We start from the raw sequence: 16,072 nt of genomic DNA on the forward strand, positions 1-16,072 counted from the left end.
CCCCCGCCCCGCGAACCCCTCCCACTCGGGCGGCCATCTCGCGATCGAACTGGACGCCGAACTGCACGCCGGTCTGGTCCGCCTCGGCCGGGAGCACGGCGCCAGCGTCTACATGGTGTTGCAGGCCGCCCTGGCCTCGCTGCTGCACAAGCTCGGCGCGGGCGAGGACGTCCCGATCGGCAGCCTGATCGCCGGCCGGACCGACCAGACCCTGGACGACCTCGTCGGATTCTTCGTCAACACCCTGGTGCTGCGCACCGACACGAGCGGTGACCCGACCTTCGCCGACCTCCTCGGCCGGGTCCGCGAGCGCGCGCTGGCCGCCTACGCGCACCAGGACCTGCCGTTCGAGCACGTGGTCGAGGCCCTCAACCCGACCCGGTCGCTCGCCCGCCAGCCGCTGTTCCAGGTGCTGCTCGCGCTCCAGAACGTGCCGCGCACCGAGTTCGCGCTGAGCGGTCTGGCCTCCGAGATCGTCCTGGTGCGGACACCCACGGCGATGTTCGACCTCGGCTTCCACCTGCTGGAGCGCGGCGGCACCGGCGGCCCGGCCGAGGGCATCGTCGGGCGGGTCGAGTACAGCACCGACCTGTTCGACCCCGCCACGGTGGAGGCACTGGTCGCCCGATGGCTGCGTCTGCTGGCGTGGGTGGTCGCCGAGCCGGACCGTCCGCTGAGCCGGATCGACGTCCTGACCGCCGAGGAGCGGCACGAGCTGCTGGTCGTACGCAACGACACGGCGCGTGCGGTGCCGGCCGCCACCCTGCCCGCTCTGTTCGAGACGCAGGTCCGGGCGACCCCCGAGGCCCCGGCGGTGGTGTTCGAGGACACCGTGCTGACCTACCGGGAGCTGAACCGCAGGGCCAACCGCCTGGCGCACGCGCTGATCGCGCGCGGGGTCGGCCCTGAGCAGGTCGTGGCCCTGCGGCTGCCGCGCTCCGCCGAGCTGTCGGTCGCCGTCCTCGCGGTGCTCAAGACGGGCGCGGCGTACCTTCCGGTCGATCCGGACTACCCGGCCGCCCGGATCGCGTACATGCTCCAGGACGCGCGGCCTGCCGTGGTGCTCGACGACCTCGCGGCCGTCACACCGGACGGGGACCTGCCGGAGCACGATCCGGCCGTCGTCGTGGACCCGCGGCACCCGGCCTACGTCATCTACACCTCGGGTTCCACCGGCCGGCCCAAGGCCGTGGTGATGCCCGCCGCCGGGCTGCTGAACCTGCTGGCCTGGCACCACCGGGCCGTCGGCGGCGAACCCGGCACCCGTACCGCGCAGTTCACCGCGATCAGCTTCGACGTCTCGGTACAGGAGACGCTCTCCGCGCTGTTGTACGGCAAGACCCTCGTGGTGCCGACCGAGGAACAGCGGCGCAGCGCCGAGCTGTTCGCGCGCTGGCTGGACCGGCACGGGGTCGAGGAGCTGTTCGCGCCCAACCTGGTGATCGAGGCCCTGGCCGAGGCCGCCGAGGAGGTCGGCCTCGAACTGCCGAGGCTGCGGCTGATCGCGCAGGCCGGCGAGGCGATGCGCCTCGGCGGTGCCGTAGGCCGCCTCCAGACCCGGCGGCCGGGCCGGGAGCTGCACAACCACTACGGCCCCGCCGAGACCCATGTGATCACGGCCTACCCGCTGCCGGCCGACCCCGCCGACTGCCCGCTGCCGGTGCCGATCGGCGTACCGATCACCAACTGCCGGGTGTACGTGCTGGATTCGACCTTGCGGCCGGTAGCCCCCGGCGTGCTGGGCGAGCTGTACCTCGCCGGGACGGGACTCGCCCGCGGCTACCTGAACCGGCCCGGACTCACCGCCACCCGGTTCGTCGCCAACCCCTGCGGACCGGCCGGCGCGCTGATGTACCGCACCGGCGACCTGGTCCGCTGGCGCGCCGACGGCGAGCTGGAGTTCGCGGGCCGGGTGGACCACCAGGTGAAGATCCGCGGCTTCCGGGTCGAGCCGGGCGAGATCGAGGCCGAGCTGGCCGCGCACCCGGGTGTCGCCCAGGTCGCGGTGCTCGCCCGCGAGGACCGGCTCGTCGGGTACGTCGTCCCCCTGGCCGGGACCGGCACGACCGCGTCGGCGCTGGCGGCGTATCTGCGCGACCGGGTGCCGGACCACCTGGTGCCGTCCGCGTTCGTGCTGCTCGACGCGCTGCCGCTGACGCCGAACGGGAAGCTGGACCGGGCGGCGCTGCCCGCGCCCGAGCCGGGCACGACCCCCGGCGGCCGGGCGCCGCGCACCCCGCAGGAGCAGATCCTGTGCGAGCTGTTCGCCGAGGTGCTTGGCGTGCCGCGGGTCGGGGCCGACGACGGCTTCTTCGACCTGGGCGGGCACTCCCTGCTCGCCACCCGGCTGGTCTCGCGGGTCCGGGCGACCCTCGGCGTCGAGCTGGAACTGCGCAGCCTGTTCCGGGCGCCGACGCCCGCCGGGATCGCGGCCGGGCTGCACGACGCCGGCACCGCGCGGCAGGCCCTGGTACCCCGGCCCCGCCCCGAACCGATGCCGCTGTCGTTCGCCCAGCGCCGGCTCTGGTTCCTCCAGCAGTTCGGGGCGCCGAGCGCCACGTACCACATGCCGCTCGCCCTGCGGCTGACCGGCGACCTCGACCGGGCGGCGCTGAGCACCGCGCTCGCGGACGTGGTGGCCCGGCACGAGACCCTGCGCACGGTCTTCCCGCACATCGCGGGCGTCCCGCACCAGCGGGTGCTGGACCCCGCCGAGGCCGCCGTGCCGTTGACCGTACGCACGGCCGACGAGGCGGAGCTGCCCGCGCTGCTGCGTGAGTCGGCGGTACGGGCATTCGACCTGACCTCGGAAGTACCGCTGCGGGCCGAGCTGTTCGCGCTCGCGCCGGACGAGCACGTGCTCCTGCTGGTGATCCACCACATCGTCGGGGACGGCTGGTCCATGGGTCCGCTGGCCAGTGACCTGGCCACCGCCTACACCACCCGGCAGGGCGGCGGGGCGCCGACCTGGCCGCCGTTGCCGGTGACGTACGGCGACTACACCCTGTGGCAGCACGAGATCCTCGGCGACGAGCACGACACGGACAGCGTGTTCGCCCGCCAGGTCACCTACTGGACCGAGGCGCTGACCGGGCTGCCCGAGCAGTTGCAACTGCCCGCCGACCGGCCACGCCCGGCCGCCATGTCGTACGGCGGCGACCTGCTGGAACTCCGGATCGACGCCGAACTGCACGCGGCCCTGGCGGAGTTGGCCCGAAGGTCGGGCGCGACCCTGTTCATGGTGCTCCAGGCGGCGCTGGCGGCGCTGTACACGCGGCTGGGCGCGGGCACGGACATCGTGATCGGGTCGCCGGTCGCGGGGCGTACCGACGAGGCGCTGGACGATCTGGTCGGGTTCTTCGTGAACACGCTGGTGCTGCGCACCGACACGAGCGGTGATCCGAGTTTCGCCGAGCTGCTGGGCCGGGTGCGGGAGACGGCGCTGTCGGCGTACGCGCACCAGGACGTGCCGTTCGAGCACCTGGTGGAGGCGCTGAACCCGTCCCGCTCGCTGTCCCACCACCCGCTGTTCCAGACCGGGTTGGTGGTGCAGAACGCGCCGGGCGGCGACTTCGAGCTGCCGGGTCTCCGGGTCTCCGGGGTCGGCGTGCTCACCGGGACCGCGCGGCTCGACCTGACCTTCGGGTTCGCGGAGGAGCACGGGCCCGACGGCGCGCCTGCCGGGCTCGGCGGCGCGGTCGAGTACAGCACCGACCTGTTCGACCGCTCGACGGTCGAGGCCCTGGTCGCTCGCTGGACCCGGCTGCTGGCCGCGGTCGTCGAGGCGCCCGACCGGCCGATCGGCGGGATCGACCTGCTGTCCGCCGAGGAGCGCCGCGAGCTACTGCCCGCCGCCGAGGCCGGGGCGCCCGGAGTGAGCCTGCCGGAGCTGTTCGCGGCGCAGGTGGCGGCGACCCCGGACGCGATCGCACTCGTCTGTGGTGCCACTGAGCTGACGTATCGTCAACTACACGTTTGGGCGAACCGGTTCGCGCATACGCTGATCGCCCGTGGGGTCGGTCCGGAGCGGACCGTGGCCGTGGCGTTGCCGCGTTCGGTGGAGTCCGTGGTGGCCGTCCTGGGGGTGCTGAAGGCCGGGGCCGCGTATCTGCCGGTGGATCCGACGTACCCGCAGGCGCGGGTCGCGTACATGCTGGACGACGCGCGGCCCGCGGTGGTGGTCGACGACCCGGCGGCAGTGACCGAAGGAAGCGGGCCGGAGACCGACCCCGTGGTCGCGCTCGACGTCCGGCACCCGGCCTACGTGATCTACACCTCCGGCTCGACCGGCCGGCCCAAGGGCGTCGTGGTGAGTCACGCGGGTGTGTCGGGCCTGGTGGCGGCGCAGATCGAGCGGCTCGGCGTGGCGCCGGGCAGCCGGGTGCTCCAGTTCGCCTCGCCCAACTTCGACGCGGCCTTCTGGGACCTTTGCAGCGCCGTGCTCACCGGCGCGGCCCTCGTCCTGGCCCCGTCCGAGGCCCCGCTGGAGGCCCTGACCGACCGCGGGCTCGACGTCACCCATGTGACGCTGCCGCCCTCGGCCCTGGCCGCGGTGGAGAGCGCCGACCTCACGGCGACCACCCTGGTGGTGGCGGGCGAGGCCTGCACGCCGGAGCTGGTGGCCCGATGGGCGCCCGGCCGGCGGATGATCAACGCGTACGGTCCGACCGAGACGACGGTGTGCGCGACCATGAGCGACCCGCTCGCGCCGGGGTCGGGCGTACCGCCGATCGGCCGATCGGTCGCGGGCTTCCGGGTGTACGTCCTCGACGAGCGACTGCGCATCGTGCCGCCCGGCGCGACGGGGGAGTTGTACGTCGCAGGGCCGGGTCTGGCACGCGGGTACCTGAACCGGCCCGGGCTGACGGCCGGGCGGTTCGTCGCCTGCCCGTTCGGTCCTGCGGGTGCGCGGATGTACCGCACGGGCGACCTGGTGCGCCGCCGGGCCTGGGGGTCCCCCCGGCCGGAGGCTGGGGGAGAGCTGGAGTACGTCGGCCGCGCCGACGACCAGGTGAAGGTGCGCGGCTTCCGCATCGAACTCGGCGAGGTCGAGGCGGCGCTGGCCGAGCACCCCGCCGTCGCCCAGACCGCCGTCCTCGCCCGGGACGACCGGCTCGTCGGTTACGTGGCGGCGCGTCCCGGCGCGGTCGTACGCCCGGCGGAGCTGACGGCGTACCTGCGCGACCGGCTGCCCGACTACCTGGTGCCGGCAGTCCTCGTGGTGCTGGACGTCCTCCCGCTGACGCCGAACGGGAAGCTGGACCGGGCGGCGCTGCCCGCGCCCGACCTCGGCTCGGCCGAGGCCGGGCGGGCGCCGCGCACCCCGCAGGAGCAGATCCTGTGCGAGCTGTTCGCCGAGGTCCTGGGCGTGCCGCGGGTCGGGGTCGACGACGACTTCTTCGACCTGGGCGGGCACTCGCTGCTCGCCACCCGGCTGGCCGCGCGGGTGCGCTCGGTGCTCGGGGTCGAGCTTGGGCTGCGCGCGCTGTTCCTGGCGCCCACCGTGGCAGGCCTGGCCGAGGTGCTGGCCGGGGCCGGCCACGCCCGTCCGGCGCTGACCACACACGAGCGGCCGGAGGCGGTGCCGCTGTCCTTCGCCCAGCGCCGGCTCTGGTTCCTGCACCGTATGGACGCCGCCGCCGCGACCTATCACATCCCGCTCGCGCTCCAGCTGACCGGGACGCTCGACCGGGTGGCGCTGGACGAGGCGCTGGCCGACGTGGTGGCCCGGCACGAGAGCCTGCGGACGGTCTTCCCGGAGGTCGACGGCGTACCCCGGCAACTCGTCCTGGACCCGGCCGAGGTCCGGCCCCAGGCACGGCTGACCGAGGTGTCGGGCACCGAACTCTTCGAGCGGCTCGCCGAGTTCGCTCGGCAGCCCTTCGATCTGGAGGCCGAAGTGCCCCTGCGGGCCGGGCTGTTCGCGCTCGCCCCCGACGAGCACGTGCTGCTGCTGGTGATGCACCACATCGCCGGTGACGGCTGGTCCACCGGCCCGCTGGCCCGCGACCTGGCCGAGGCGTACGCCGCCCGCTGCGAGGGCCGCGCGCCGCACCGGTCGGCCCTGCCGGTGCAGTACGCGGACTACACGCTGTGGCAGCGCGACCTGCTCGGCGACGCCGCGGACCCGAAGAGCCGGTTCGCCGAACAGCTCGACTACTGGAAGCGTCAGCTGTCCGACCTGCCGGAGCTGCTCCAGCTGCCCGCCGACCGGCCGAGGCCTGCCGTCGCGGGCTGGCGCGGGGACCACGTCGGCCTGGAGTTGGATCCCGAACTGCACGCAGCCCTGGTGGAGTTGGCCCGAAGGTCGGGCGCGAGCCTGTTCATGGTGCTCCAGGCGGCGCTGGCGGCGCTGTACACGCGGCTGGGCGCGGGGACGGACATCCCGATCGGGAGCCCAATCGCGGGACGGACGGACGAGGCGCTGGACGATCTGGTCGGGTTCTTCGTCAACACGCTGGTGCTGCGCACCGACACGAGCGGTGATCCGAGTTTCGCCGAGCTGCTGGGCCGGGTGCGGGAGACGGCGCTGTCGGCGTACGCGCACCAGGACGTGCCGTTCGAGCACCTGGTGGAGGCGCTGAACCCGTCCCGCTCGCTGTCCCACCACCCGCTGTTCCAGACCATCCTGGCCGTGCAGAACGCCCCGATGGGCCGCTTCTCCCTGCCCGGCCTGGACGTGACCACCTACGCGGTGGCCACCGGGACCGCCAAGTTCGACCTCGGGGTGAGCCTCGTCGAACAGTTCGCTCCGGACGGCAGTCCGGCGGGGATCGTCGGCGCGGTGGAGTACGCCACCGACCTGTTCGACCGCTCGACGGTCGAGGCGCTCGCCGGGCGCTGGACGCGTCTGCTGGAGGCGGTCACCGCCGACCCGGACCGGTCGATCGGACGGATCGAGCTCCTCGACGCCGACGAGCGGCACCGGCTGCTGGAGCGGGGCAACGCGACCACCCGGGAGGTGGACGCCGTCCCGGTGCCGCAGGCCTTCGCGGCGCAGGTGGCGGCGACCCCGGACGCCCTCGCCCTGGTGTGCGCCGACACCGAGCTGACGTACAGTCAACTCGACGCCTGGGCGAACCGGTTCGCGCATGCGCTGATCGCCCGTGGGGTAGGTCCGGAGCGGACCGTGGCCGTGGCGTTGCCGCGGTCGGTGGAGTCCGTGGTGGCCGTCCTGGGCGTACTGAAGGCCGGGGCCGCCTACCTGCCCGTGGATCCGGCGTACCCGCAGGCACGGATCGCGTACATGCTGGACGATGCCCGGCCGGCCCTGATGGTCGACGACCCGGCACTGGTGACCGACGTGTCCGCCTGGCCGGAGACCGACCCCGTGGTCGCGCTCGACGTCCGGCACCCGGCCTACGTGATCTACACCTCGGGCTCGACCGGCCGCCCCAAGGGCGTCGTGGTCGCCCACGGCGGCGTCGCGAGTTTGGTCGCCGCGCAGATCGAACGGTTCGCGATCGAACCCGACAGCCGGGTGCTCCAGTTCGCCTCGCCCAGCTTCGACGCCTCGGTGTCGGAGATCTACACCGCCCTGCTGCGCGGCGCGGCCCTGGTGCTGCCCCCGACGGCGGACCCGGTCGCCGCGCTGGCCGACCGGGACCTCGCGGTCACCCATGTGACCGTGCCCCCGTCCGTCCTCGCCGCCGTGCCGGAGGGCTCGGTGCAGGTGTCGACGCTGGTGGTGGCCGGTGAGGCGTGCCCGCCGGAGCTGGTGGACCGCTGGGCGCCGGGCCGTCGGATGATCAACGCGTACGGTCCGACCGAGACGACGGTGTGCGCGACCATGAGCGCCCCGCTGTCCCCGGGATCCGGTGTACCGCCGATCGGCCGCCCGATCGCCAACTCCCGGGTGTACGTGCTGGACGTGCGGCTGCGGCCGGTGCCGACGGGCGTGGCGGGGGAGCTGTACGTCGCGGGCGCGGGACTGGCGCGTGGCTATCTGAACCGGCCGGGTCTGACGGCCGGACGGTTCGTCGCCTGCCCGTTCGGGGCCGGTGAGCGCATGTACCGCACCGGAGACCTGGTGCGCTGGCGCTCCGACGGAGAGCTGGAGTACGTCGGCCGTGCCGACGACCAGGTGAAGGTGCGCGGCTTCCGGGTCGAGCCCGGCGAGGTCGAGGCGGCGCTGGCCGAGCACCCCGCCGTCGCCCGGGCCGCCGTCCTGGCCCAGGACGACCGGCTCGTCGGCTACGTCGTACCGCACCAGGACGAGACCCGGGACAGTGGCCTGGAAGCGGACCACGTGGGCGAGTGGCAGGACATCTACGACGCCCTGCCCATCACCCCCGAGGAAGCCGGCTTCGGCCAGAACTTCGTCGGCTGGAACAGCAGTTATGACGCCAGCCCGATCCCGGTCGAGCAGATGCGGGAATGGCGGGACGCCACCGTGGCCCGCATCCTGGCCCTGCGCCCCCGCCAGGTGCTGGAGGTCGGCGTCGGCACCGGACTGCTGCTCTCGCAGATCGCACCGCACTGCGAGTCCTACTGGGCGACGGACTTCTCCGCCACCGCGATCGACGCGCTGAGCGCGCAGGTCGCCCGGCAGGAGGGCCTGGCCGAGCGTGTCGTGTTGCAGACCCGCCCGGCGCACGACACCGACGGTCTGCCGGCCGGGCGGTTCGACACCGTCGTGATCAACTCGGTGGTGCAGTACTTCCCGTCCGCCGACTATCTCGCCGACGTGATCGGGAAGTTGATGCGGCTGCTCGCCCCCGGCGGGGCGCTCTTCGTCGGTGACGTCCGCAACCTGCGGCTGCTGCGCCCGCTGGCCACCGCGGTCCAGCTGCACCGGGCCGATGCGGACGGCGACCTCGCGGCGGTGCGCCGCGCGGTGGAGCAGGCCGTCAGGGTGGAGAAGGAACTCCTGGTCGACCCGGACTTCTTCACCGTCCTGCGGGAGCGCGGCACGGACGTCGGCACGGACATCGGCGCGGTGGCCGTGGAGGTCAAGCAGGGCCGCCACCACAACGAACTGACCCGCTACCGCTACGACGTCACCCTGCACAAGGCCCCGGTCGTTCCGGCGGACCCGGGCCGGACGGTCGAGCTGGAGTGGGGACGTCGGCTCGCGGAACTGGACGAGCTGCGCGAACTCCTCGCCCGGACACCCGCCGACGTACTGCGGATCACCGGAGTGCCGAACCGCCGGGTACTGCGCGAGGCCGCCCATTCCCGGGCGGTGCAGAACGGTGACGGCTCGCTCGCCGAGTTGCTGGAGCGGCTGCACGGCCCGGAGGCGAGCGACCTCCCCGACCCCGAGGACTTCCGGGCCCTCGGACGGGAGTTCGACCGCTGGGTGGGTGTCACCTGGTCGGCCACAGCGGCCGACGCCGTGGACGTCGTCTTCGCCGACCCGCGGGCGCGGCACGGCTGCCCGGTCGAGCCGTACCGGCCGACCGGGACCATCGGCGGGCCGCTGTCGTCGCTGACCAACCGCCCGACCGGCAGCCGGGGCACCGGTGCCCTCATCGGCGAACTCCGTGAATGGCTGCGCGGGCGGCTGCCCGACTACCTGATCCCGTCGGCGTTCGTGGCGCTGGAGACCTTGCCGCTCACGGCCAGCGGCAAGCTCGACCGCCGTGCGCTGCCCGCGCCCGACCTCGGCGCGGCCGCAGGCGGCCGGGCGCCGCGCACCCCGCAGGAACAGCTCCTCGCCGGACTGTTCGCCGAGGTGCTCGGCCTGGCCCAGGTCGGTGTCGAGGACAGCTTCTTCGACCTGGGCGGACACTCGCTGCTGGCGACCCGCCTGGCCTCCCGCGTCCGGGCGACCCTGGGCGCGGAGCTCGAAGTCCGGACGCTGTTCGAGGTGCCTACCGTGGCCGGACTGGCGGCCCGTCTCGACGGCTCCGGCACGGCGCGGCCCGCGCTGACCGCGCAACCGCGGCCCGAACGCGTGGAGCTGTCCTTCGCCCAGCGCCGCCTGTGGTTCCTGCACCGGATGGACGGGCCGAGCGCCACGTACAACATGCCGCTCGCGCTGAGCCTGACCGGCGAGCTCGACCGCCCGGCCCTGCACGCGGCGCTCGGGGACGTGATCGCCCGGCACGAGAGCCTGCGGACGGTCTTCCGCGAGACGGACGGCGTGCCGTACCAGGTCGTGCTGAGCGCCGCGCAGGCGCACCCGGAGCTGCCGGTGGTCGAGCTCGACCAGAGTCGGCTGGCCGACCGGCTGGCGCGGACGGCACAGCTGGGCTTCGACCTGGCGGCCCAGCCGCCGGTCCGGGCGGAGCTGTACGCGCTCGCTCCCGACCGGCATGTGCTGCTGGTCGTGGTGCACCACATCGCCGCCGACGGCTGGTCGATGGGGCCGCTGTCCGACGGCCTCGCGGCTGCCTACGCGGCGCGCTGCCGAGGCGAGGAGCCGCAGTGGTCGCCGCTGCCCGTGCAGTACGCGGACTACACGCTCTGGCAGCGCGACCTGCTTGGCGACACCGCCGACCCGGACAGCCTGTTCGCCCGACAACTGGCTTACTGGAAAAAGGAGTTGGCGGGCATTCCGCAGCAGGTGCAGTTGCCCGCCGACCGCCCCCGGCCGCCGGTGGCCTCCCAGCGGGGCGGCCGGGTCGTGGTCGGGCTGGAGCCCGAACTGCACCAGGCCCTGCGGGATCTGGCCGCCGCGCGCGGCGCCAGCATGTTCATGGTGCTCCAGGCGGGCCTCGCCGCGCTGCTCACCCGGCTCGGCGCCGGTACCGACATCTCCGTGGGCAGCCCGATCGCCGGCCGTACCGACCAGGCGCTGGACGACCTCGTCGGCTTCTTCGTCAACACCCTGGTGCTGCGCACCGACACCGGCGGCGACCCCGATTTCGCCGAACTGCTCGGCCGGGTGCGGCAGAAGGCGCTCGCCGCGTACGGCCACCAGGACGTGCCGTTCGAGTACCTGGTCGAGGTGGTCAACCCGGCCCGGTCGCTGTCGCACCACCCCCTGTTCCAGATCATGCTGGCCCTCCAGAACGCACCGGTGGGCGAGTTCGCGCTGCCGGGCCTTGAGACCGCCCACCTTGAGGCGTCGACCGGCACCTCGCGGGTCGACCTGACGTTCAGCCTGGCCGAGCGGTTCCGCCCGGACGGCAGCCCCGACGGCCTGGCCGGCGCGGTGGAGTACGCCACCGACCTGTTCGAACCGGCCACCGTGGAGCTGCTGTTCGAGCGCTGGGCACGGCTGCTGCGAGCGGCGGTCGCCGACCCCGGCCTGCCGGTCAGCCGGATCGACATCATGTCCGGCGAGGAACGCAGTCGGCTGCTGTCCCGGTCCACCGGCGCCGCGTTCGAGCTGCCGGAGGCCGCGCTGCCGGAGCTGTTCGCCCGCCAGGTGCGCGCCACCCCGGACGCGGTGGCCGTCGTGGCGGGCGCCACCGAGCTGACCTACCGGGAACTCGACCAGCGGTCCAACCGCCTCGCGCGGGCCCTGATCCGCCAGGGCGTACGGCCGGAAACACCGGTCGCGGTGCTGCTGGACCGCTCGGCCGACCTGGTGGTGGCGCTCCTGGCGATCGTCAAGGCGGGCGGCGCCTACGCGCCCCTCGACTCGCGCTTCCCGCAGTCCCGGATCGACCTGATCCTGAAGGAGGCCGGGGCCGCGCTGGTGCTCACCGAGGACGTGCTGACCGCGCTGATCGAGGGCGAGCCCGATGCGTCCGACCTCGAAGTGACGTGCGACCCGCTCCAGTTGGCGTACGTGATGTACACCTCCGGCTCGACCGGCCGGCCGAAGGGCGTGGCCGTCACCCACCGCGACGTGGTGGGCCTGGCACTGACCCCCGAGTACCGCGGCGGCGGACACGAGCGGGTGCTGATGCACTCCCCGACCGCCTTCGACCTCTCGACCTACGAGCTGTGGGTGCCGCTGCTCAACGGCGGCCGGATCGTGGTCGCACCGCCCGAGCGGCTCGACCTCGACCTGCTCCAGCACACGATCGGCACGCACGGGGTGACCGGACTGTGGCTGACGGCCGGCCTGTTCCGGCTGGTCGCCGAGGAGCGGCCGGGACTGCTCGCGGGGGTGCGCGAGGTGTGGACCGGCGGTGACGTGGTCTCCCCTGCCGCCGTCGCCCGGGTGCTGGAGGTCTGCCCCGGCGTCGAGGTGGTCAACGGCTACGGGCCCACCGAGGCCACCACCCTGGCCACCCGCCACCCGGTGCACAGCCTCCCCGAGAACGCCGCGACCGTGCCGATCGGCGGGCCGATGGCGAACATGCGCGCCTACGTGCTCGACGACCGTCTGCGGCCGGTGCCCACCGGCCTGGTCGGCGAGCTGTACCTCGCGGGGACCGGCGTGGCCCGCGGCTACCTCGGCCGGCCCGGCCTGACGGCGGAGCGCTTCACCGCCGACCCGTACGGGCCGCCCGGGAGCCGGATGTACCGCACCGGCGACCTGGCGTGGTGGCCGGCCGAGGGCACCCTGGAGTTCGCCGGCCGGACCGACCACCAGGTCAAGCTCCGCGGCCTGCGGATCGAGCCCGGCGAGATCGAGGCGATCCTCGCGAGCTGCCCGGGCGTCGCCCAGGCGGCCGTCGTCGCCCGCGAGGACCGGCCCGGCGACAAGCGCCTTGTGGCCTACCTGGTGCCCGCCCCCGAGGGCGCGCCCGAGACGGGCGAGCTGTCCGGGCGGCTGCGCCGGGAACTGCCCGACTACATGGTCCCGTCGGCGTTCGTCACCCTGGACACGCTGCCGCTGACCGCCAACGGCAAGCTGGACCGGGCCGCCCTGCCCGCCCCCGAGTACGGGGCGCCGGGCACCGGCCGCGGCCCACGGACGCCGCGGGAGCAGCTGCTGTGCGACCTCTTCGCCGAGGTCCTCGGCCGGGAACAGGTGCGCATCGACGACAACTTCTTCGATCTGGGCGGGCACTCGCTGCTGGCCGCCCGCCTGACCTCCCGCGTCCGCGAGACCCTCGGCCTGGAGCTCGGCCTGCGCATGCTGTTCGAGGCGCCGACCGTGGCCGGTCTCACCGAGCGCCTGGTCATGGACGACCCCGCCGACGCGCTGGACGTGGTGCTGCCGCTGCGCTCGACCGGTACCGGCACACCACTGTTCTGCATCCACCCCGGCGGCGGCATCAGCTGGTCGTACAGCGGGCTGCTGAACCACATCGGTCCGGACCACCCCGTCTACGCGATCCAGGCGCGCGGCCTGGGCCGCCCCGAACCCCTGGCGGCGTCCTTCGAGGAGATGGCGGCCGACTACGCCGACCAGATCCGCAAGATCCAGCCCGAGGGCCCGTACCTGCTGCTCGGCTGGTCCGCCGGCGGGCTGATCGCCCACGCGCTCGCCTGCGAGCTGCAGGCACGCGGCGAGCGGACCGCGCTGCTCGCCATCCTCGACGCCTACCCGGTGAAGGACGTGCAGTTCGACGAGATGCCCGTGCCCACCGAGCGGGACGTGCTCGTCGGTGTGCTCGACGTCGACCCGGACGAACTGGGCGACCGGGAGCTGACCTACACCGAGGTCGCCGAGGTCCTGAACCGGCGGGGCAGCGCGCTCCAGGGCCTGACGGAGCAGCAGATCGAGGTCATCGTCCACATCATGATCAACAACGCGAAGCTGGCGGTCGACTTCGTCCCCGCCCGCTTCGACGGCGACCTGTTGCTGTTCAACTCCACGATCGACCGCGACGGGGACGACGCCGGGCCCGCGACCTGGCGCCCGTACATCGCCGGCCGGATCGAATCGCACGAGATCACCACCCGGCACAACCGGATGACCGAAGCCGGCTCGCTGGCCCAGATCGGACCGATCCTGGCCGCCCGCCTCGCCGAGGCCACCGGTGACACCACCCTTTCCCACCAGGAGGACTGACCCATGACCAACCCGTTCGAGGACCAGGACGGCACCTTCCTCGTGCTCGTCAACGACGAGAACCAGCACTCGCTGTGGCCGCAGTTCGCGGACGTCCCCGACGGCTGGAGCCTCGCCCACGGACCCGACACCCACGCCGCCTGCCTGGAGTACGTCGAGCGGAACTGGACCGACATGCGGCCCAGGAGCCTCGCCGACGCCATGAACGCCCAGCAGTAGCGCGGCTCGCAGTGAACCTGACCGAAACCACCGACGAGGCCCGCGACACCGCGGGCCTCGCCCGGTCCGACGACCTCGCCGCGGCCCTGCTCACGCCCGAGGCCCGCCGGGACCCGTACCCCTTCTACGCCCGCATGCGCCGCGAGGACCCGGTCCACCGCAGCGCCCAGGGCATCTGGTACCTCACCCGGTACGCCGACGTCGAGGCCGCCCTGAGCGACCTGCGGCTGTCCAACGACCGGGACCGCATGACCCGCGCCTACACCGCGCTCGGCGGCGATCTGAAGGCCTTCAGCCGGCTCACCGACCGGCTCGGCCGGGTGATGAGCAACACCGACCCGCCGGACCACGCCCGGCTGCGCAAGCTGGCCAACCGGGCCTTCACCGCCCGGCGGGTCGAGGCCCTGCGCGACGGCATCCAGCGGATCGTCGACCGGCTCATCGACGAGGCCGTCGCGGCCGGGCCGACCATGGACCTGATCGAGGCGGTCGCCTCCCCGCTGCCGATGTCCGTCGTCTGCGAGCTCTTCGGCATCCCGGCCGAGGACCTCCCGCAGGTCAAGACCTGGTTCCACCGCTTCGGCCGGCTCAGCGAGGACATCGACAAGTCCGAGGCGGCGATCGAGCAGTACGAGGCGTACCTGGCCCGGCTCGTCCACGACCGCCGGGCCGACCCCGGCGACGACCTCATCAGCGCCCTGGTCGCCACGCAGGCGCAGGACGACCGGCTCACCGACTCCGAACTGCTGGCCACCTGCTTCGTCCTGATCACCGCAGGCGACGAGACCACCACCCACCTGGTCGGGAACGGCATGCTCGCCCTGCTGCGCCACCCCGACCAACTGGCCCGGCTGCGCGCGGATCCGACGCTCATCCGTACGGCCGTCGAGGAACTCGCCCGCTACGACACGCCGACCCAGGCGATCGTCCGGGTCGCCGCCGAGGACGTCGAGATCGGCGGGCGGACGCTGCGCGAGGGCGAGCTGGCCTACCTGTTCCTCGCCGCGACCAACCGGGACCCCGAGCGCTTCGAGGACCCCGACCGGCTCGACCTGACCCGCCCCGGCAACCGGCATCTCAGCTTCGGCAACGGACCGCACTTCTGCCTAGGCGGCCCGCTGGCCAAGCTCCAGGCGGAGGTGGCCGTCGGCACGCTGGTCCGCCGGCTCCCGCACCTGCGGACGGCCGACGGCGCGGTCCTCGACTGGCGGCCCAACCCGCTGCAACGGCGGCTCACCGCGCTTCCGCTCACCTACTGACCCATGAACGACGACGAAGGAGAAGTGACCATGGCCCGAGAGTTCGAGGTCCGCCGGGAACAGGACCTGCCCGCCACACCGGAACAGGTCTGGCAGGCGGTCGCCACCGGCGCCGGCAACCTCGGCTGGCTGTACCCGATGGAGGTCGAGCCGCGCGTCGGCGGAAAGGTCACCCGGGCCGACGGCACCGTCGTGACGTGGGAGCCGCCCCACCACTTCGCCGTACGCGTGTCCCTGGACAGCGGGTTCTCCAACACCCTCACCTACCTGATCGACCCGCTCGACGACGGGACCAGCCATCTGCGGATGGGAATCCACTGGGTGCACACGGGAGTCGTCGAGGAGCACTGGGACACCAAGGCGGACGCGGCCGAGAAGCACGTCGACTTCTACCAGCACTCCCTCCCCGAGTACCTGAGGCACTTCGCCGGCCGCCCCGCCGTCTACGTCAAGGCAGCCCGCCCCGAGCCCACCGACGACCCCGCCGACTTCGCCGCGCTGCGCCGACGCCTCGGCCTGGCCGACGACACGGCCGTCGGCGACCGGCTGTCGATCGACCTGCCGGGCACGGACGGCGACCCGACGGAGGTGGTCGTGGACTGGCTGAGCCCCGACTTCGTGGGCCTGCGAGGCCCGGACGCGCTGTACCGGTTCTTCAACGGCAGCTCCTGGAACTGGCCGATCTGGGTGGGCCACCACCTGTTCGCGGAGGACACGGACGAAGAGCTGGCCACCAAGGCCTGGAACGCCTGGCTCAACGGCGCCTGACCCCGTCGTACGACACACAACC

The 16,072-nt window shown here is 73.5% G+C and carries 4 protein-coding genes; all 4 read left to right on the forward strand.

Features of this window, described 5'->3' with window-relative positions; translation table 11 throughout:
- Window positions 1–13,804: non-ribosomal peptide synthetase (locus FNH09_RS07705; RefSeq protein WP_152886003.1), on the forward strand; the 13,804-nt coding region annotated here is incomplete at its 5' end.
- Between the two features lie 3 nt (window positions 13,805–13,807).
- On the forward strand, window positions 13,808–14,023 hold the full coding sequence (locus FNH09_RS07710) for an MbtH family protein (protein ID WP_152886004.1): 216 nt from the start codon (window positions 13,808–13,810) through the stop codon (window positions 14,021–14,023).
- An 11-nt stretch (window positions 14,024–14,034) separates the two neighbouring features.
- Window positions 14,035–15,282 (forward strand): cytochrome P450, encoded by a 1,248-nt coding sequence (locus FNH09_RS07715; RefSeq protein ID WP_162468237.1) that lies wholly within the window; start codon window positions 14,035–14,037, stop codon window positions 15,280–15,282.
- Window positions 15,283–15,312: 30 nt separating this feature from the next.
- Complete coding sequence (locus tag FNH09_RS07720) at window positions 15,313–16,050, forward strand: SRPBCC family protein (protein WP_152886037.1); 738 nt, start codon at window positions 15,313–15,315, stop codon at window positions 16,048–16,050.
- The last annotated feature ends 22 nt before the right edge of the window (window positions 16,051–16,072 follow it).

Origin of the sequence: Streptomyces adustus (assembly GCF_009377175.1) — a bacterium.
GTDB lineage: Bacteria > Actinomycetota > Actinomycetes > Streptomycetales > Streptomycetaceae > Streptomyces > Streptomyces adustus.

What these genes read in the sequence shown, in the direction of transcription:
- FNH09_RS07720 (WP_152886037.1), top strand. Translation starts at nt 15,313, where the DNA reads ATGGCCCGAGAGTTCGAGGTCCGCCGGGAACAGGACCTGCCCGCCACA.
- FNH09_RS07710 (WP_152886004.1), top strand. Translation starts at nt 13,808, where the DNA reads ATGACCAACCCGTTCGAGGACCAGGACGGCACCTTCCTCGTGCTCGTC.